This window comes from Peptoniphilus raoultii, assembly GCF_900099555.1.
GTDB classification, from domain to species: Bacteria; Bacillota; Clostridia; order Tissierellales; family Peptoniphilaceae; genus Peptoniphilus_A; species Peptoniphilus_A raoultii.
In genome coordinates this window covers 463,422-484,314 of sequence record NZ_FMWM01000002.1, presented here as the reverse complement: position 1 = coordinate 484,314, position 20,893 = coordinate 463,422, and the positions used below count along the sequence as shown (strand labels likewise).

General features: G+C 32.0%; 13 protein-coding genes, 1 tRNA gene and 1 pseudogene. 5 read left to right on the top strand and 10 right to left on the bottom strand.

The annotated features are described in order from the left end of the window. Positions 1-8: 8 nt before the first annotated feature. The 3 genes from BQ4446_RS02265 to BQ4446_RS02255 are packed head-to-tail and all read left to right on the top strand — an operon-like array spanning position 9 to position 4,858. Positions 9-2,063: an efflux RND transporter permease subunit gene (locus BQ4446_RS02265; protein ID WP_071026287.1), complete on the top strand. Its 2,055-nt coding sequence runs from the start codon at positions 9-11 to the stop codon at positions 2,061-2,063. 11 nt (positions 2,064-2,074) lie between these two features. Beyond that, positions 2,075-4,534 carry a YhgE/Pip domain-containing protein gene (locus BQ4446_RS02260; RefSeq protein WP_071026285.1) on the top strand — a complete coding sequence of 820 codons (2,460 nt, stop codon included), beginning with the start codon at positions 2,075-2,077 and terminating at the stop codon, positions 4,532-4,534. A 57-nt stretch (positions 4,535-4,591) separates the two neighbouring features. Beyond that, positions 4,592-4,858, top strand: coding sequence for a GNAT family N-acetyltransferase (locus BQ4446_RS02255; protein ID WP_071026284.1), 267 nt, complete (start codon positions 4,592-4,594; stop codon positions 4,856-4,858). A 58-nt stretch (positions 4,859-4,916) separates the two neighbouring features. Here the strand turns inward: BQ4446_RS02255 and BQ4446_RS02250 are convergent. The 6 genes and pseudogenes from BQ4446_RS02250 to BQ4446_RS02225 all read right to left on the bottom strand — a co-directional run. Further along, positions 4,917-5,444: pseudogene (locus tag BQ4446_RS02250) on the bottom strand (PTS sugar transporter subunit IIC); the annotation flags it as partial. Between the two features lie 291 nt (positions 5,445-5,735). Next, complete coding sequence (locus BQ4446_RS02245) at positions 5,736-6,590, bottom strand: alpha/beta fold hydrolase (RefSeq protein WP_071026281.1); 855 nt, start codon at positions 6,588-6,590, stop codon at positions 5,736-5,738. Further along, a complete protein-coding gene (locus tag BQ4446_RS02240) occupies positions 6,580-7,764 on the bottom strand; it encodes an iron-containing alcohol dehydrogenase (protein WP_071026279.1) in 1,185 nt (394 codons plus the stop codon). Before BQ4446_RS02240 ends, BQ4446_RS02245 begins: the two co-directional genes overlap by 11 nt. 47 nt (positions 7,765-7,811) lie before the next feature. Beyond that, positions 7,812-8,693 (bottom strand): DMT family transporter, encoded by an 882-nt coding sequence (locus tag BQ4446_RS02235; RefSeq protein ID WP_071026277.1) that lies wholly within the window; start codon positions 8,691-8,693, stop codon positions 7,812-7,814. 94 nt (positions 8,694-8,787) lie between these two features. Beyond that, positions 8,788-10,158, bottom strand: a complete 1,371-nt coding sequence (locus BQ4446_RS02230; RefSeq protein WP_071026275.1) for a serine hydrolase domain-containing protein — start codon at positions 10,156-10,158, stop codon at positions 8,788-8,790. A 10-nt stretch (positions 10,159-10,168) separates the two neighbouring features. Then, complete coding sequence (locus tag BQ4446_RS02225; protein ID WP_071026273.1) at positions 10,169-11,770, bottom strand: ABC-F family ATP-binding cassette domain-containing protein; 1,602 nt, start codon at positions 11,768-11,770, stop codon at positions 10,169-10,171. Between the two features lie 218 nt (positions 11,771-11,988). On the opposite strand from BQ4446_RS02225, the gene BQ4446_RS02220 reads away from it, so the two are divergent. Then, positions 11,989-13,368, top strand: a complete 1,380-nt coding sequence (locus BQ4446_RS02220; RefSeq protein WP_245149644.1) for an MATE family efflux transporter — start codon at positions 11,989-11,991, stop codon at positions 13,366-13,368. On the opposite strand, the gene BQ4446_RS02215 is transcribed toward BQ4446_RS02220, so the two are convergent. Both BQ4446_RS02215 and BQ4446_RS02210 read right to left on the bottom strand, forming a co-directional pair. Then, the gene (locus BQ4446_RS02215) at positions 13,365-15,059 is read right to left on the bottom strand and encodes a vWA domain-containing protein (protein WP_071026271.1); all 1,695 of its coding nucleotides are present in this window, start codon (positions 15,057-15,059) and stop codon (positions 13,365-13,367) included. The two genes, BQ4446_RS02220 and BQ4446_RS02215, sit on opposite strands and share 4 nt — an antisense overlap. Then, complete coding sequence (locus BQ4446_RS02210) at positions 15,049-15,960, bottom strand: AAA family ATPase (RefSeq protein WP_071026269.1); 912 nt, start codon at positions 15,958-15,960, stop codon at positions 15,049-15,051. Before BQ4446_RS02210 ends, BQ4446_RS02215 begins: the two co-directional genes overlap by 11 nt. A 309-nt stretch (positions 15,961-16,269) precedes the next feature. On the opposite strand from BQ4446_RS02210, the gene serS reads away from it, so the two are divergent. After that, positions 16,270-17,568 (top strand): serine--tRNA ligase, encoded by a 1,299-nt coding sequence (serS, locus tag BQ4446_RS02205; protein WP_071026267.1) that lies wholly within the window; start codon positions 16,270-16,272, stop codon positions 17,566-17,568. Positions 17,569-17,736: 168 nt separating this feature from the next. Here serS and BQ4446_RS02200 read toward each other — a convergent pair. Further along, a tRNA-Pro gene (locus BQ4446_RS02200) sits at positions 17,737-17,813 on the bottom strand. A 212-nt stretch (positions 17,814-18,025) separates the two neighbouring features. Continuing rightward, positions 18,026-20,764, bottom strand: a complete 2,739-nt coding sequence (gene secA, locus BQ4446_RS02195) for a preprotein translocase subunit SecA (RefSeq protein WP_071026265.1) — start codon at positions 20,762-20,764, stop codon at positions 18,026-18,028. Positions 20,765-20,893: the final 129 nt, after the last annotated feature.

The window sequence follows — 20,893 nt, the reverse complement described above, 5'->3', positions numbered from 1 at the left end:
GTGATTAAATGAAAAAATTTACTAAATTTATTTCTCACAAGCCAAAGTTTGTGCTTTTAGTTATGACCTTGCTTTTAATTCCATCATTTTTGGGTTATAAGCTTACAAAAGTAAACTACGATATTTTGTCTTATTTGCCCAAAGATTTAAAATCTACTCAAGGTCAAGAAATCTTAGATAAAGATTTTAAAAATGCCGCCACAGGAATGTTAATCCTTGAGGGGACTGACCATGAGGCAGAAGTTTTGAGAGAAAAGATACTTGAAATAAATGGCGTAGAAGATGTCATTTCAAAATCTTCAACTATTGGAGATATGATTCCCAACGAATTTTTGCCTGCTAAGATTAAGGATATTTTTTATGCAGATGGCTCTACTTTAATGATAGTTAAGTTTAGTGATTCATCTTCTTCATTAAAGACTATGACGGCTATAGATGAAATTAGAAAAATAGAGTCAAGTCAAAAATATTTAAGTGGAATTTCATCTCTTGTAAAGGATACAAAGGATTTAATTGACAAGGAAACGCCAATATATGTTGCTCTTGCAGTAGGTTTGGGTCTTATTATTTTATCTCTTACTAATGAATCAACTATTGTGCCTTTTGTATTTATGTTAACTATAGGTTATGCGGTTTTGTATAACTTTGGCTCTAATATATTTTTGGGAGAGATATCCTATATAACGAAGGCTATTGCAGCTGTATTGCAGCTTGCCGTTACTATGGACTATTCAATCTTCCTATACCACAGGTATGTTGAAGAGAAGAAAAACTTTGACAATAAAAATGATGCCATGGATAAGGCTGTTCAAGAAACTATTTCATCCTTATTTGCGTCATCCCTTACTACTTTTGCAGGATTTATAGTTTTAATTGCAATGAGACTTGGACTTGGAAAGGATATTGGTCTTGTAATGAGTAAGGGAGTTTTAATAGGTCTTATCTCAACAGTTACAGTTCTTCCTGCAATGTTACTTGTAGTCGAAAAGTTTGTAAATAAATACAATCATAAAGTTATGCTTCCAGAATTTAATAAGTTATCAGAATTTACAATAAAGCATAAGAAAACACTCTTTATAGCTTTTATTCTACTTTTTATTCCTGCAGTTTATGGTTCAGTTAATACAAAACTTTATTATAACCTTGATAGGTCACTTCCGCAGGATTTAGATTCTATAGTTGCTTTAAATAAAATGAAAAAAGATTATGATATGGCAAGTACCCATTTTATTGTCGTAAAAGATGATTTATCTAATTCTGATTTGGAAGGGCTTATAAGTGATTTAAAGGGAATTGATGGAATTAATTCTGTTTTAAGTGCAAATTCTGTTACAGGAGTTATGGTTCCAAGTGAATTTTTGCCAGAGAAGTTACAAGAGAATTTCTCAAAAAATGGCTATCAAATGATTATGGCAAATTCCAAGTATCAAACTGCATCGCCTGAAGTCAAAAAGCAAGTTAGTGAAATGAAAAGTGTAATAAATAAATATGACGAGGAAGGATATTTAACAGGAGAAGCAGTTTTAACTGACGATTTAACAGTTATATCAGATAGAGACTTTCAAATTGTAAATATAATTTCAATTGCTGTTGTATTTTTAATTATTGCTCTTGTATTTAAATCAATTGGAATACCAATAGTTTTAATTGGGGCAATTGAACTTGCAATACAAATAAATATGGGAATTCCATTTTATTTGAATCACACGATACCATTTATAACCTCAATAATAATTGGAGTTATACAGCTTGGTTCAACTATTGACTACTCAATTTTAATGACAGATAGATTTTTGGCAGAATATAAAAAATCAAAAAATGTTGATGAATCTCTAAAGCTTTCTGTAAAAGAGACTTCAAAGTCAATAGTAACATCGGCTCTATCTTTTATGGCAGCCACAATTGGAGTAGGTATTTATTCAAAAATGGAAATTGTATCGACGATTTGTACATTTTTAGCAAGAGGTGCAATTATAAGTATGTGCGTAATAATACTACTATTGCCAGCTATTATTTCTGTAAGTTTTCCACTAATAAAGAAAACTACTAAGGGTTTAAATTAAGGAGAAGAAAAATGAATAAAAAAGTTCAAAAAGGTGTTATTACAGTTGTTTTGTCTTCAATGATTTTAACAAATACAGCTTTTGCTGCGTCAAGCGTTATAAACAAGAGTGAAACTGTATATGTATTAAAAAAGGACAATAATGTTGAGGACAAAACTGTTTCTGTTTGGTTAAATTCAGAAGAAGATATAAAAGGAAAAGACAAATCCAACTTAAAAAATGTTAAGAATTTGAAAACTGATGAAAAAATTGAAAATAAAAATGGTTATATTTATTGGGATGAAAATGTAAAGGACATTTATTATCAAGGTAAAAGTGAAGAAAATATCCCTATTGATGTAAAAATTGATTATTATCTTGATGGCGAAAAAATGGAAAATAGTGAGCTAAAGGGTAAGTCTGGTCATTTAAAATTAGTTATTTCTACCGAAAATAATAAATATGTTATAAAAAATATTAATGGAAAGAAGACTAAAGTTTATGCACCATACACTGTCATTGCTGCAATGGCATTTCCACAAAAAGTTGTATCAAATATTGAGTCAGATGATGCAAAAATTGCAAAGGATGGAAAAAATGAAGTTGTAACTTCAATTTTAACTCCTGGCTTAAAGGAAAATTTTGAGACTATTTTAGAAGATAGACAAATGGAAGAGTTTAAAAGCGAAGCTGTGGTTGAAATGGATGTAAGGGACTATAAACCAGTGGAAGCTTATGTTGTAATTTCTAATGAATTATTCCAAAATAAAGCAGACTTAGATACAATTGACAAACTTCGTGATGGTGTAAGAGAACTTGAAGATAATTCACAAAAATTAGTAGACGCTTCTACAAAATTATCTGATGCACAAGGTAAATTAAATAATGGAATTAATGAATTAGGTGACGGGACTGTTAAACTTAAAGATGGCTCCAAGGAACTTTATGAAAAGTCAGGAGAATTTCAAGACAAACTAGATGAAGTTATTGAAAAAGTTGAACCAGTTCCAGGTGCTGCACAAGAAATGTATGAAGGTGGTAGCAAATTAACTTCTGGAATTAGCGATTACACTTCTGCAGTAGGAAAGATGAATGAAAAAACTGGCGAAATGAAAGATGGAGCCAAAAAACTTCATGACGGTTCAGTTGAACTAGACAATGGACTTGGAAAGTTAAAGGATGCTACAGTACAATTAAGAGAAGGTTCAAGTAAGTTAAGTAAAATTGATGAAATGAAGGAAGAAGCTTTAAAGAAACTTGCAGAATTAAAATCTGGAATAGAAAGACTTTCAGCTGGAGCTAATAATCTAGATGCAGGAGCAGCAAAGGCAGTTGAAAGTGCAAAAAAACTTGCAGCAGGCGAAAGTGAATTTAATGCTAATTTCCAAATGTTAAATGGAAAAGTTCAAGGCATGGATGTACCTAACCTATCAGGACTTGGAAATATTAATGTTGAAGGAGACCTACAAAACATTGGTGCTAAGGCACAGGAAATTGGTGGAGGTGCACAGTCAATTGGAACATCAGCTGCTGAAATAGGAAAAGCTATAGCAGTGTTAAGGCAAAGTGATGATCCTGCAGCTCAACAAGCTATTGAAATTTTACAAGGAGCAGCAACAAACTTAGGACAAAGTGCAGCTAGTATTGGACAAAATGCACAGATTATTGGCGCATCAACACAAAAAGTTGGAAATGACCTTCAAGCGCTAAAAGGTTTAAGCAATATGGCTGGACAATTAGAAGGTTTAAATGAATTAAAGGGTGGAATGAATCAACTTGCACAAGCATCAGAACAAATAAATACAGGAGCAAGTCAACTTCCGGCAGGACTTGAACAGTTGCAAGCAGGAACAACAGACCTTTCTAATGGAGCAAATCAAATTAATTCTGCTCTTGAGAAGGCTATGTCAGAAGCAGCATCAAAACTTGATACATCTCAACTTATGAAACTTTCTGATTCTCTTGTTAAACTTGATGAAGCAGCAGGAAAATTAAAGGATGGCTCATCAAAATTAAGAGAAGGCACAGAACAAAGTGAAGATGCCGTAAATAAATTTACAGATGCAATTTCTGAACTTGACTCAAATTCGCCAAAATTAAATTCTGGTGCTAACGAACTAACTAATGGGCTTTTAGAATTTCGTGACAAATCTCAATTATTTAAAGATTTCCCAAGATTAAAGACAGAAGGAATAGTTCCAATGAGAGATGGAATTAAAAAGCTAGATGATGGAATCATTGACTTAAACTCTGGTGCAATTAAATTGAAAGATGGCGGAGATTTAATAGACGGAAACATGAAAATTTTTGTAGAAAAATTAGCAGAATTTAAACAAAGAGGAATTGATGAATTAGATAAGAAAACACAAGAATTACCAGAATTTAAAGAAATTGTGGATACAATGTTTGAACTTTCAAAAGAAGATTCATCTTTTACAGGAACTTCTGAAGGCTTCGATACTAAATATAGAATAATTGAAAAAATAAAATAATGTGATAAGTCAAAAAAGTTGGGTATTAAAAAGTAAGAACAATTTTGGGAGGTCATTATGGAAATTAAAAAAGGAAACAATTGTTACTATATAGGCGAAGATGAAAATAACTACAAGGGAATTTTAACTTTTGAAGAAGATGGTAATATAGTAGATGCAACTCACACTATTGTAAATCCTGAATTTGAAGGGCAAGGCTTCGCAGGAGAACTTGTAGAAAAACTTGTAGAAGATGCAAGAAATGAAAAGAAAAAAATAAAGGGAACTTGCTCCTATGTTCACAAAAAACTAGAATCTAGGGAATATGATGATGTAAGAGCATAAAAAAAGATGGACTTTGTGGTAACTTCATAAAGTCCATTTTTTATTAGTATAAATAAAATTATTTAAAATATAATTTCATATCGCCATCTTGAATTAAGCCCTTGCGATAAAAAATTTCATAAATTGCAAAGGTTAAAGCTGCAGGTAAAATTATGTGCATAAGTAAAACTATGCCAAGAAGTTTCATAAAGGGGACATCAGGCATTGCTGTGAAAGTAGAAATTTGTCCCACAAGTCCACTTGTTCCCATACCAGAACCAAGAGATGTATTTTTAAGCTTGAAAATCATAGTTGAAACTGGTCCCAATATTGCAGATGAAATAATAGGTGGAATAATAATTATTGGTTTTCTTACAATATTTGGCATTTGTAGCATTGAAGTACCCAGACCTTGAGCTACGAGTCCTTCCATTTTGTTGTCACGATAAGAAATAACTGCGAAGCCAACCATTTGACAACAACATCCAATAGTTGCAGCTCCACCAGCAAGAGATAAGAGGGAAAGCATCATACAAAGTGCCGCTGAGGAAATTGGAAGAGTTAAAACTATACCTACTATAACTGAAACAATTATTTCCATAAAAAAGGAGCTTTATAGGATATTTATTTTATTATTTTTGGTATCACATCATTTACAATGTACACATTTCCTTAAAACTATTCCAAACCATTGACATAGTCGGCAATAAATAGGTGTTATAAATTCCAAGACTTGATACCAATTGCCATATTATTAAAATTAATCCTAAAGTGTTTAGGGCCCTATAATTTTTTTCGTCTAACTCATTTCCTAAATATTGTTATTACTTTGACACACTACTTATGATAACTCATATCACTTAATTTTACAATATTTAAATAATTAGAAAAATTAAATTTACAGGACCTTTTCTAATAATTTTATGCACTTTCCTTTTTTATCAAAAAAGGGAGCGTGACCTGAATCTTTAAAGATAAAAACTTCAGCTCTTTCTTTAAAAGCCTCTATGTTTTCCCTAATCTCCTCTTTCGAAATAATTTTATCCCTATCCCCATAGACCATAAAAATTTTTGCCTTGATTTTCTCTATATCTTCATCAGAAAAATGAAAATTTGTCATAGCTTCCCAAATGTCAACATTATTTTTTTGGAGGAGCATTTCCCTAGTCAGCTCATCTAAAAATTCGCCATGGGGATTTTTAATATTAAATAAATAGTCCCTAAAAAATTTTTTATAGTCCTCATAATAAGGGGCAAAATTATTTAAATTTTGAAAGGGATTTAGATCTTCAAGAAAATCTATGGAAAAGGGCATAATATTTTTTAGGGAGGAATTTATGGAAATAAAGTCACTATAAATTGACTTATAGCCTCTTGACGAAATTGACGAAAGTAAAATTAAATTTGAAAGCTTTTGATTAAGGACCTTTGCCATTTCCATGGCAACTGCTCCCCCAAGGGACCAGCCGCAAATACTTATATTTTTTAAAGAAAGCTTTTCTATAAATTCAAGTAAATCCATGGCATAATCGCTAATATTTTTTGCCCTATTTTTATAGGTAGACTTACCAAAACCCCTCATATCTGGACAATAGATATTAAAGTCACCAATGGAAGAAGCCAGGTCTTCCCAAATAAAAGACGTGGCATAATTCCCGTGAATTAAAATTAGATTTTTTTCCCTTTCGGAAATTTTTTTAAATCTATAGGCTAAAACTTCTCCATTAGATAGCTTTAAAAAATCACTTTTCATAGTCTAAAGATTTTTTATAAATGGCAACAATATCATCCTTGTTTAAGGGCCAAACGCCATTAAGCCTTCCACCCCTTCTTGCAACTTGCCTTTCTGCCATTTCTTCAAAATATTTGTCATCAATCCCTAGTTCTCTTAAAGACATGGGAAGTTTTAATTCATCTTTAAAGAAATCAAAAAGCCTTTTTATTGCAAGCCTTGCATCCTTAAAATCATCACCACTGTCTTCTAGTCCAAAGGCATTTATACCAAAATTCTTAATCATTTTTACTGTCTTGTCATTTAAAATATATTCTAAAAATCTTGGTGTTAATATGGCTAGGCCCACACCATGAGTTATGTCATAATAGGCTGAAAGTTCGTGTTCCATAGAGTGAACTGTCCAGTCCGTATCCTTTCCCTTGTCTAAAAGTCCATTAATTGCCCAAGATGATGCCCACATTATATTGGCACGAGCCTCATAATTTGATCCGTCTTTTACGGCAATTGGTCCATATTTTATTATGGTTTTTAAAATAGCTTCTGCAAATTTATTTTGCAAAAAACACCCCTCATCTAAAGTTAAATAATTTTCCAAGGTGTGGGAAATAATATCAGCAGAGCCTGCCCCCGTTTGATAGGGATTAACGGAAAAAGTATATTCTGGATTTAAAATTGCAAAGGCAGGGATTAATTCTTTGCCTGCAATGGATAGTTTTTCATTAGTCTTGTCATTTGAAATTACTCCAATGTTATCAGTTTCAGAGCCAGTTGCTGCAATTGTTAAAACTACTCCAATTTTTAGGGCATCAGTGATTTTTTCTTTTTTTAAAACTAAATCCCATGGATCTCCCTTGGCAAAAACTCCCGGTGCAATTAATTTTGCACTGTCAATTACAGAGCCTCCTCCTACTGCCAAGATGAAATTTAAATCGTTGTCCCTAATAATTTTTATGCCTTCACGAACCTTATCAATTTTCGGATTGGGTTCAATTCCTGAAAGCTCCTTAAAAAATATGCCTTCGTCCCTTAAAATTTTTGTAATTTCATCATATAGTCCAATTTTTTTAATAGAGCCTCCTCCATAGGCAAGCAAAACTCTGTCCCCATATTTTTTAATATTAGTCCCCAATTTTTTTAGTTGGTCCTTACCAAATAAAACTTTCGTTGGTAAGGCAAATGTAAAATCAATCATATTTTCCCCTTTCTTTCTCTTAATTTTTTATAATAATTTTAAGTATACTAATTATAATTTGTGATTTTATTTTTATTTATCATCCTTAAAATTATAGGATAGGTTATGGCAAAAATAATTAAAAAGCCGCCAATAAATGTAAAGATTGTAAGCCTTTCCTTTAAAAATACAAAACCTATTATATTTGCAACAAGTGGACTTATGGCTGCAATAAGGCCTGCCCTTTCAGATGTCGTATATTTTTGGGCTATTGGCTGAAAGGCATAGCCAAAGGCTGTTGAAACAATGGCTATATATAAAGTATATAAGATATTTATTTTTTGACTAGGTATGGAAAAATCCTTAATAAATATAGAAACTATAAAAGATAGAATGCCAATAGTTGTAACTTGCAAAATTCCAACAAGGATTGGGTCAGAATTTTTTGAATACCTATCCATGGCAATAATTGCTCCGGCATAAAAAACTGCTGCACTAAGGCCAAAAATATCTCCTGAAGAAAAGGCAAAGCTTCCTCCTCCAAGGGTGATAAATCCAATACCTATAAAGGCAATAAGGGAAGTTAAAAGGTCTGCCTTATTAGGAAATTTTTTCTTTAATATCCCTTCAAAAATGGGAACAAAAACTACGGCTGAACATTCTAAAAAAGAAACTTTTCCCGTATCCATTCTATTTATGGCCGCCATTTCGCAGGACATTAATAAAAAGAATAAAAGGCCTATAAAGCCGCCTCCATATATAGTTTTCTTATCTATTTCCTTTAGTTTTTTCCTAAAGGCGAAAATTAAAATTATGGCCGCCAATAAAAATCTTATGGATAAAATATTAAATTGCCCCATAGTTCTTAATAAAACTTTTGAAAAAGCAAAAGCTGTTCCTCTAGCAATAACAACTGACAGTAATAAAACTTCTGCCCATTTTTTACTCATCTATAATTCTCTACTCCTATATGTAAAATACAAAATATACTAAATTAATTATATAAAAAAGGCCCCTACAAATGCAAGAGCCTGAAAATTTCGCTTATTTTATTTTTTTAATTTCTACCTTTCTTCCTTCAGCTTTAAGAATTAAATTTCCATTTTTAAAGTCCATGGGAAGGGAAAGATTATAGGCCTTAAAATCTATATATTTTTGTCCTCTTTTTTCTAAAACTTCAATGTCATGATTAAAGCAGTGGACAAAAAGTTTGCCATCCTTTTGGAAAAACTTAAATTCTCCATAGCCTGAATGCGAATATAGACCTTCATATTTTTCAAAATTATTTCCTTTAGGGCTTTCAAATTTTTCATGGTTTTCAGATTTTTGACCCCCATTTTTTAAGGCCTTTAAATAATCGTCTTGCCAATCTTTTTCAAGACCCAAAAGCTCCTCTAAAATGCTGTAGCAAATTAGTTCCGAACCTCCTGCTTCATTTAAATTTACCGCAAGACTTATGCCAATATTTTTTTCTGGTAAAAAGATGTGGTGAGTTTTAAAACCGTCAACTGCTCCAAGGTGCTGAGCAATTTGCATTCCCCTATAAGTTTCTCTAAACCAGCCCATAGCATAGGCCCTATTTGACACGTGGGGAATATTTAAAGCATTTTTATCTTCCCTAATAATTGTATTTGCCTGCAAAACTTCAAGATAAGTTTCTTTTGACGTCACATCTTCATTTCCATTAACCCAAAAGTCTAACCATTTTAACATATCTTCCATGGTAGAATAAATAGTTCCTGATCCATTGGGATATTTTGTAAATTCATAATTGTAGGACATTTCAGAAAATTTTCCATCCTTAAACTGATAGGGTCTTGCCTTGTTTTCATCTGGAGCATAGCTACCCAAGACAAAAGTATTTTTCATGCCAAGCTTATCAAAAATTCTTTCCTTTAAGAAATCGCCAAAGGACTTTCCTGAAAGACTTTCAATAATCAGTCCCCCCATTATGAAAAAATAGGATTGGTAACAAAATTCATATCTTAAAGGCATTGTTGCAGTAAGGTGACCCAAAATTTTTAAAAATTCACGAGGCTCTTTAAAATTATTGTTATACCAAGCAGAAAGGTGCTTTGGAAATCCTGTCCTGTGTGAAAGTCCGTCCCTTAAAGTTAAGTGGTCTGTCAAATAGTCATCTTCCATTTTAAATCCTTCGTATAAATCTTTTAAAAGATTATCAAAGGATAAATTTTTTTCCTTTAAAAGTATGGCAAGACCAAGGGCAGTAAAGGCCTTTGTTTGTGAACCTATGGCATAAATCGTGTCCTTTTCCATGGGAAGATTTTTTTCTAAATCTCTTTTGCCAAGAGTAATTATTTCCTTTTCTCCATCCTTAATTATACCAAGGGCAGCAGATGGATAGTGAAACTCTTCCATATAAGTTTTAAGCATATTTTCTAATCTTTCTTTCAATTTTATCCTCCTACTCCTTATCGCTTGCTATATATTTCTCTATATATTCTTCATAAGTTATGGCTTCATCTCTGTATGATCCGTCGTCAAAAATTTCTACAATTCTATTGGCAACAGATGAAATAAATTGGTGGTCAAGGGAAGTAAATAAAATATTTCCCTTATAAGATATAAGTCCATTATTTACAGCTTCAATAGATTCTAGGTCAAGATGGTTTGTTGGCTGATCAAAAATTAAAACATTGGCTGGATTTATCATCATTTTTGAAAACATCATACGGACTCTTTCGCCCCCTGATAGGACTTCAGCCTTCTTTTGAGTTTCATCTCCTGAAAATAACATTTTTCCCAAAAATCCCCTAATAAAAATTTCTGATTGTTCTTCTGAAAACTGTCTTAACCAGTCAATTAAATTTAAGTTTACATGGTCAAAAAATTCTGAATTGTCCTTTGGAAAATATTCTTTTGTTACAGTTTGACCCCATTTGAAATTTAGATGGTCAATATTATCCTTATCTATTATTAATTTAAAAAATTCAGTAATGGCAATTTCATTTCCAATAAAGCCAATTTTATCTCCCTTATTAACCCTAAGAGAAAAATCCTTTAATAGAACTCTGTCCCCATCCTTTAAATTTAAGTTTTCTACATTTAAAATTTCCTTGCCAACTTCACGAGAAAGCTCAAAGGAAACGAAAGGATATCTTCTGGAGGATGGTTTTATGTCATCTAGGGTAATTTTATCAAGAAGTTTTTTTCTGGAAGTTGCTTGTTTTGATTTAGATTTATTGGCGGAAAATCTCCTAATAAATTCTTCAAGTTCCTTAATCTTTTCTTCCTTCTTTTTATTTTCTTCCTTGGCCATCTTTTGGGCAAGTTGTGAAGATTCATACCAAAAATCATAGTTACCTATAAATAAATTAACTTTTCCAAAATCTATGTCAACCATATGGGTACAAACTTCATTTAAAAAATATCTGTCGTGAGAAACAATAATGACAATTCCTTCAAAAGTTGAAAGAAAATCTTCCAGCCACAAAACTGCACGCACATCAATACCATTTGTAGGTTCGTCAAGAAGAAGAATGTCGGGAGAACCAAAAAGGGCTTGGGCCAAAAGGACCTTAACCTTGTCAGCTTCCACTAAATTTTTCATATATAAATTGTGTTTATCCGTTGTGATACCAAGGCCTTGCAAAAGAGATGAGGCTTCAGATTCAGCTTCATAACCGCCCATTTCTCCAAATTCACTTTCAAGTTCAGCAGCCCTTATGCCGTCTTCATCCGAAAAGTCTTCCTTCATATAAATGGCATCTTTTTCTTTTCCAATGTCGTATAATCTTTTGTTGCCCATAATAACTGTGTCAATAACAAGTTCATCTTCAAAAGCATAGTGGTCTTGATTTAATTTTGACATTCTCTTATTTTTGTCAAGAGAAACAGATCCAGTTGAAGGCTCCTTTTCACCTGACAAAATTTTTAGAAAAGTTGACTTTCCTGCTCCATTTGCTCCAATTATTCCATAGCAATTTCCCGGATTGAAATTTAAATTAACATCATCAAAAAGTTTTTTGTCGGGAAAAATCACCGATACATTATTTACACTTAACATAATTGCCCTCCATATATTTTCTATCCTTTATTATATATAATAAACTGATAATTTTAAATTCTTAAGCATCTAATTATTTTAACATAGATATGTATAAATTTAAGCAAATTTCACCATAAAATAAGAAAAATTAATTTTTAGACCTTTAACTAAAAAAACATACAAAATTGACTTTAGGTAACTAAAATTATATAATTTTTAAAAAGGAGGGGGTTTTTTTGAATTTTTTAAAGAAATCACCGGCCGATCGCCGCAAAATGATTTTAGAGGGAAATATCCTCTCAACTTTATTTATCCTATCCTTGCCGACGATTATAATGGCTCTTGTTCAATCAATGATACCCGTTTTTGACGGATTTTTTTTAAATAATTATGGGGGAGTTCTCGTTGCAGGAGCTGTAACTTTTTCTGCACCTGTTATAAATATTTTAAATGGACTTTCCATGGGTCTTGGCTCTGCTGGCATGGCAATTATTGGTCAGTTTAATGGACTTGGTGATGTAAAAAGAGTTAAGCATATGTCCCTACAGCTTTTATTTTTCGGTTTAATTTTGGGAATTATTTCTGCCCCTCTTTTATATTTTTTGGCAAAAATTTTGACAAATTATGTAAATCCAGAGGTAGCTCCCTATATTTTTCAATATTTATCCCTATATTCTTTTGTAATGCCTATGCTTTTTATGGCAGCAATTTATAATGGCATAAAAAATGCCATGGGCCAGCCTGAAGCGACTTTAATCAGAATGATTATGCTCATGGTTTTAAAATTAATTTTTTCTTTTATATTTTTAAAAGTTTTTTCATTAGGGGCAAAGGGTGCAGTTTTTTCTTCTTTTTGTTCCTACACCATTATTACCCTTTGGCTTTACTATGATTTATTTATAAAACAACAGGACTATAGACTTTCTTTTAAAAATTTTAGACCTGATTGGGCATCAATTAGAGAATATATTAGAATTGGCCTTCCTTCTATGCTTGCATCAATGTTTGTATATTTGGGATTTTTCTTAATAAATATGGAAGTTCAATCCTATGGACCAAAAGTTTTGGCAGCCCAAGGCATTGCATCAAATATAAATGCCCTAACCTTTACAGTTCCATCATCAATTTCCACAACTGTTACAACAATGATGGCAATGAATGTTGGCAGTAATAATATTCCAAAGGCAAAAGATGTCTACAAAAAATCTTTAATTATGGGAGCAATACTTTCTATTTCTATGATAGTTATCATAACTCCCCTTTCAAGGTCTTTTGTAGAAATTTTTCAAAGGACTATAAGGGACGAGGAAATTATTTCAATAGCAACTCATGCCCTAAAAATTTATAACTTTTCAGTTTTTGGCTTCACTTTATATATGGTTGTTCAGGGGGCTCTTCTTGCCCTTGGCAGAACAAAAATTACTCTTGCCGCTGGCCTTTTAAGGGTCTGGGGCTTTAGATATATTTTTATTTTATTGACTAAGCATATTTTGGGAGTTAATGCTGTTTTCTGGGGCAATTTATTTTCAAATACAATTTGTGCCGCTCTCTATATAATTTTATTTTACAAAATCCCCTTTAAGTCCGATATTATTGATCTTGATCATCTATCTTAAAAAATTTTTTCTGCATAGGACTTTAAAAAAATTCCCACCATATCGTGGAACCTATATAAATCTTTTATATAGGCAAAGTCCTTGCCATAAATTTTTTTGATTTTTTCAAGGTCTTTTTCTTCGCCTGTAAAAACTCCAAAGGTATTTATACCATCAAGCCTTGCAAGGAGAACTTCCTTGGCAGTATCTTTTAAGGCCTTTTCATTTACATAATCTTCCCCATCAATTTTCCCTGAGCCCACAAGGCCTAGATTTATTTCGTCATTGGGCTTGCCGTCAGATAAAATTATTAAAAATTTTCTGGCTTCATAATTTTTTCCTATAAGAGAATGAGCATATTTTATGGCAAATCCGTCCCTATTTGAACCTGTGGGGTTATAATAAAAGATGTCCTTATTTTTAAATTTTGGGTCCCTATAGTCACGAAATTTCCTTATGACTAAATAATTATAAAAATTTTTAAAGTATAGGACCCTAGTTTTAATATTTAAATCTGTTAGGGCCTTGCTAATAATATAGGATTCACAGGCAACAATGGATTTTCTTTCAAGCTGGGAGGCAGAAGAATCTAGCAAAATATCCACAAAAATATCTTTAGATTCAGATTTTCTTCTCTTTTTAAAAACTCTCCCATCATTTAAAAATTCATTTCTCCAAATTTCAGATGGAATAATTTCGCCGCTATCTGATTTTAAATCTTCATTAACAGCGTCCCTTAAAAGAGAGCTTTTTATAACAAGGCTAAGTTTTTTTATGGCCCTATTAAAGACAATTTGATTTTTTTTATAAAATTCTAAATTTTCCCTATAAGAATTTTCCATTTCTCCTGCATAATAAGAATTTTTATTTTCAAAATCGCCGCAGGCATGAAAAATTTTAATATTTTTGTGAATACCACTTGCAATTTCTTCTTCCATTCTCCTTTGGACATAGGACACTTTTTCTTCCCTGCCAAAGTGTTTTTTTGCAATTTCATAAATTGAAGAATTACCATTAATATCTGACTTAAATTCTTCAGCCTTTGTCCTTTTTAAGTCATCATCAAAAAATCCCATAAATTCTGCTGATTCTATGGTGTATTTTTCAAGGTCCCTGTCATTAATATAGCTAATATTTTTTAAAGACCTTGAAAGATTTTTCACATCCTTTGACTTTTCTATAAATTCTTTAAAAGATGGGTTTTTAATTTCTGGCATATAGTCATTAATAGAAAAATATTTTTCAAAAATCCCATGGATATAAGTCAAAATTTCCATTATTTCATAGGATTTAAAAGACAAAATTTCAGACAAAATCTCATTTTCCCCAAAATCTTTATTAAAGAACTTAAATTCATAAAAGTTCCTTAAAATTTTGTGACTTTTCTTAGAATTATGGGACGACTTTAAAAATTCTTCAATGTATGAATTTCTCTTATCTAAAACCCCTGGCCTTTTTTTAATAAGATCATCCCACAAAATATTTTCAAATAAAATCCTAAAGAGAACAAGTAAACTGTCTTTATCCTTAGAATTCAAAAGAAAGAATGAAATATAATCATTAATTATGGATGACGGGAAATTAAAGTAAATAAAACCTTCAAGGGCTGATGTATATTCATTTGTATGAGCAAAAAGCGGACTTCTAGGATTTTCATTATAATTTTCTGCCACAGTCCAAAAAATATTTTTAAGTCTTACATCACTTAGCAAATAAATCACCTAAATTTACATTTGACGAGAAAAGAGTAGTAACTACATCCATGACAATTTCCTTTTCATAGATGTCAAAAGTTTTATCTGCAAGACCCATTTCCAAAGATGCTCTAAGAGGAAGACCAATTTCCATAAGATTTATGGCATCAATTAATCCTCTTAAATCACAAGCCTTTGATGAAATTTCAGAATTTAAAGATTTTTTTTGTAAATCTAAAAATAGCTGAGCAAATAAAAGACTGTAGTCCTTATTTAAGTGAGTATTTTCCTCTAAGAGTTTAATTAAATCCTCCCTTTCAATTATTGGCATATTAATAACTAAAAATCTGGAAACAAGAGCTTCGTTTAAATCACGAGTGCCTACATATCCGTAATTCATTGTTGCAATATATCTTGTGGCCTCGTGAAGTTTAAGCCTATCATATCCTGGCACATCAATAATTCTTCTGTAGTCAAGAGCCGAATGTACAACAGATAGGGCCTCACTTTTGGCCATATTTATCTCATCAAAAACTGCAAAACCTCCATAAAGACCGGCATCATAAACCGGCCCTCTTTTTAAAGTTACCTCACCATTTTTAAAGGTATCAGAGCCAATTAAAGATGAGGGATCAGAATTTATATTTAAAGAAATTGTCCAAAGGGGCCTTTTAAATAAATAGGCTAAATTTTCTGAAAGAACATTTTTGCCCGTTGCCTTTGGCCCTTCTAAAAGGATATGATTTCCCGACAAAATTCCTGCAATTGACCTCTCCCAAATTTCTTTTCCATAATAATGATATTTAGGTTTTGGTATCCTATACTTTAAAGATTCATCTATTTCATAAAAATTTAAAAATTTGTCAACTTCTTTTAGGAGCTTAGTGTCAACTCCTTGTTCCAATAAAAAATTTTTCATCTAACCACCTAAAATAATTATACCTTAATTTTTAAAAATTTTTACAGAAAATGACTGCCTTCTAAACTTGAAAACTTATTTTTTATGTGTTATGATAAGGAAAATTTTATAAGACTTATGTTAAGAGTAGTAGAAAGGGAAAATTTTTAGAGAGTAGCCGGAAGCTGGAAGGCTATAATTGGAACTTTTGAATCCGCTTAATAGTCAATTTATTTTAAGTGAACTTTATGTTAATTAGGGTGGCAACGCGGGCTCTCTCGTCCCTTGGGGATGGGGGCTTTTTTTATTATAATTTTTTAGGAGGAAAAAATGTTAGATATTAAATTATTAAGAACAAATCCAGATCTTGTAAAGGAAAATATTAAGAAAAAATTTCAAGATGAAAAACTTGTCCTTGTTGATGAGGTAATTGAACTTGACACAAAATTTAGGGACTCAAAAACCAAGGGTGATGAATTAAGAGGAAAAAGGAATGCAATTTCAAAGGAAATTGGCTTCTTTATGCAAAAAAAGGAAATTCAAAAGGCAGAAGAAGCAAAAAAAGAAGTTGTAAATATTAATAAAGAACTTGAAGATTTAGAAGCATCTGAAAGAGAATTAGAAGAAAAAATCAGGGAAAAAATGCTTGTAATTCCACAAATAATTGACGAAAGTGTGCCTATTGGAAAAGATGATTCAGAAAATGTTGAAATAGAAAAATTTGGAGACCCCATAATTCCTAAATACGAAATTCCCTATCACGTTGACATTATGGAATCTTTTGACGGCATTGAATTAGATGCTTCAAGAGATACATCAGGGGCTGGATTTTATTATTTAAAGGGAGATATTGCAAGACTTCATTCTGCAATCCTTGCCTATGCAAGAGATTTTATGATTGACAGAGGATTTACTTATTATATCCCGCCTTTTATGATCCGTTCTAATGTAGTTACTGGTGTCATGAGCTTTGCCGAAATGGAAAATATGATGTATAAAATTGAAGGGGAAGACTTATATTTAATAGGAACAAGTGAACACTCAATGATTGGAAAATTTATAAATACAATTACAGACGAAAAAGAAATGCCCCTAACAATGACCTCCTATTCACCATGTTTTAGAAAAGAAGTTGGAGCTCACGGCATTGAAGAAAGAGGAGTTTATAGGATTCATCAATTTGAAAAGCAAGAAATGGTTGTAATATGTACTCCAGAAGAATCAAAAAATTGGTTTAATGTTTTGTGGAAAAATACAGTGGACTTTTTCAGATCCCTTGAAATTCCTGTAAGAACTCTTGAATGTTGCTCAGGAGATTTAGCAGACTTAAAAGTAAAATCCCTTGATGTTGAAGCCTTCTCACCAAGACAAAATAAATATTTTGAAGTTGGATCTTGCTCAAATTTAGGCGATGCACAGGCAAGAAGATTAAATATAAAATTAAGGGGAGAAAATGGAACATATCTTGCCCACACCTTAAATAATACCTGCGTAGCACCACCAAGAATGTTAATCGCCTTTTTAGAAAACCTATATCAAGAAGACGGAACAGTAAAAATTCCAGAACCCTTAAGAATGTATATGGGCGGTAAAGAAAAACTTGTGCCAAAGAATAAAGAAAATGAATAATGATTTTTTAAAGATAGGGAGAAATTTTTCCTTATCTTTTTTTGCCTTAAAAAGTAGTTTTTAGTCTATTAAAATTTGATTTTAAGGTTAATATTTTGCTATAAAATTGAAATTATGATTAATATAAAAAATCTCCCACCATTTAAAAATAAATGATGAGAGTTGTAATGGTCGGGGTGAGAGGATTTGAACCCCCGGCCCCATGGTCCCAAACCACGTGCGCTACCAAACTGCGCTACACCCCGACGCCTTTTCTATTATACAATAAATCTGAAAAAAATCAAATAATTTTTACAAATTTTTATAATATTTTTAATTTTTTTTAGATTTTTCTTGAAATGGCTCTAAGTTACCTAATTATATTTTGCTATCCAGAAAGTTCATTTAATAATTCAGTACATTAAAAAAGCCTTAAATTTTTCTTTTAAGGCTTAATTTTAAATTTAACTAATTATAATTAGGCATTTTTACCATGGCAATTTTTATATTTTTTGCCAGAACCGCATGGGCAGGGGTCGTTTCTGCCGATTTTTTTATTTTTCCTTACAAAGGGTTTTTTCTTTCCATCGTCAGGATTTACTGTTTCAACTTCATTAGCAACCCTAACTCTTTTTACCTTTTCAGGATTGATCACATGATAAAGCATCTTTACTGTATCTTCTTTAATAGATTCGTTCATTTCTTCAAACATATCAAAACCTTCTTCTGCATAGGCACGAACTGGGTCAACTTGACCAACGGCTCTTAAGCCGATACCTTTTCTAAGCTGGTCCATGGCATCAATGTGGTCCATCCATTTTGAATCTACATTTTGAAGAAGAACAACTCTTTCTACCTCTCTGAATTTTTCTTCGCCAAATTCTTCTTCTTTTTCCTTATATTTTTCTACTGAAAGTTCTTCTAAAAGTTTCTTTATTTCTTCTATACTGTCATTTTCACGGCCCTTTAAAAAGTCTTCTTCAAGATCAAAAGTTTCTATTCCAAATTTATAAACTCCGTCTAGGTCAAGATGTTTTTCATTGTTGTGATCCATTTTATTATAGAAGTCCACTGTCTTATCAATAACATCTTCTTTCATAGAAATTATATCTTCTTTTAAATCTTCGCCTTCAAGAACTCTTGTCCTTTCACCATAGATTACTTCTCTTTGTTTATTCATAACATCGTCATATTGAAGGACATTTTTACGAATTGAGAAGTTATTGCCTTCTACTTTTCTTTGAGCTGATTCAATAAGTTTTGTCAAAATTCCTGCTTCAATTGCTTCATCTTCAGGTGTATCGATTTTTTCCATGGTGTCTTTAAATCTATCGCCAGCAAAAAGTCTAATTAAATCATCATCACCTGAAATATAAAATCTTGAAGAACCTGGGTCTCCTTGACGACCACTACGGCCACGAAGTTGGTTGTCAATACGTCTTGACTCGTGCCTTTCAGTTCCTATGATGTGAAGTCCGCCAACTTCCACAACTTTTTGGGCTTCTTTATCGGTTTCTGATTTAAATTCTTCAACTAGTCTTTGGTATTCATTTCTTGCATTTATTATTTCTTCATCATCAGTTTTAAAGTAAGAATCTGCAAATTCTATCATTTCATCTTCCATACCTTGTTTTTTTAGTTCTTTTTTTGCAAGATATTCAGGATTACCGCCTAAAACAATATCGGTACCACGGCCCGCCATGTTTGTTGCAATTGTAACCGCACCAAATCTTCCAGCTTGGGCAACAATTTCAGATTCTTGTTCATGCTTTTTGGCATTTAAAACATTGTGCTTAATTCCTGCTCTTTTTAAATATTTAGATAATTCTTCAGATTTGTCAATGGAAATTGTGCCGACCAAAACAGGTTGTCCCTTTCCGTGGCATTCTGCAATTTCTCTTGTAACTGCTCTGAATTTTGCAGGTTCATCTCTATAGATAACGTCATTATTATCTTGTCTTATAACAGGTTTATTGGTTGGGATTTCAACAACGTCAATATTATAGATGTCACGAAATTCTCCTTCTTCTGTCATTGCAGTACCTGTCATACCTGAAAGTTTTTTATACATTCTGAAATAATTTTGAAAAGTTATTGTTGCAAGAGTTTTTGATTCTGCTCTAACTTCAAGACCTTCTTTTGCTTCAATTGCTTGGTGAAGCCCTTCAGAATACCTTCTTCCGTACATTAGACGGCCTGTGAATTCATCAACTATAATTATTTCTCCATCATTAACAACATAGTCAATGTCGATTTTCATATTTCCCTTGGCCTTTAAGGCTTGGTTAATATGGTGAGAAAGTTCCATATTTTCAAGATCTGATAAATTATCTATGCCAAAATATTTTTCAGCTTTAGCAACACCCTTGTCAGTAAGGGTTGAAGTTTTATCCTTTTCATTAATTATATAATCAACAGTTTCTTCTTCAAATTCTCTATTAAATCTTTCAAAATTACTTTCATCTTCAGTTTTAACTCTTGAAGTCAAAGTATTAACAAAATCTCTAGCCCTAATATAAAGGTCAGTAGATTCATCACCTTGGCCAGAAATGATTAAGGGAGTTCTTGCTTCGTCAATTAAAATTGAGTCAACTTCGTCAACGATACAGAAATTTAAAACTCTTTGAACCCTTTCTTCTTTGTAGATAACCATGTTATCCCTCAAATAGTCAAAACCAAATTCGTTATTTGTACCATAAGTGATGTCACAATTATAGGCTTCTCTTCTTTCTTCATTTGACAAATCATGAAGAATACATCCAACACTTAGGCCCAAAAATTCGTAAACTTTTCCCATCCAGTCACGGTCACGCTTTGCCAAATAATCATTGACAGTTACAACGTGAACTCCATCTCCAGAAAGTGCATTTAAGTAAACAGGCAAAGTAGCAACAAGAGTCTTACCTTCACCTGTTTTCATTTCAGCAATTCTACCTTGGTGGAGAATAACGCCCCCAACAACTTGAACCCTAAAATGTTTCATACCTAAAACTCTCCATGCAGCTTCTCTAACAACTGCAAAAGCTTCAGGCAAAAGATCATCTAAACTTTCGCCTTTTGCATATCTATCCTTAAATTCTCTAGTTTTATCTTTAAGCTCGGCATCGGTAAGTTTAGCCATATCTTCTTCCAGGCTCATAACTTTTTCAACTGTAGGTTCTATCTTTTTTAATTCTCTTTGGCTGTAAGATCCAAAAATTTTATCAATCAAACCCATCTTACCACTCCTTTTTACAATATATATATTAACATTTCATTAATTTTAATTCAATTACCTACTCTTAACCTATATATTATATATTTAATTTGTCAAAAAATATAGTAAAAATCCGAATTTTATTATAAA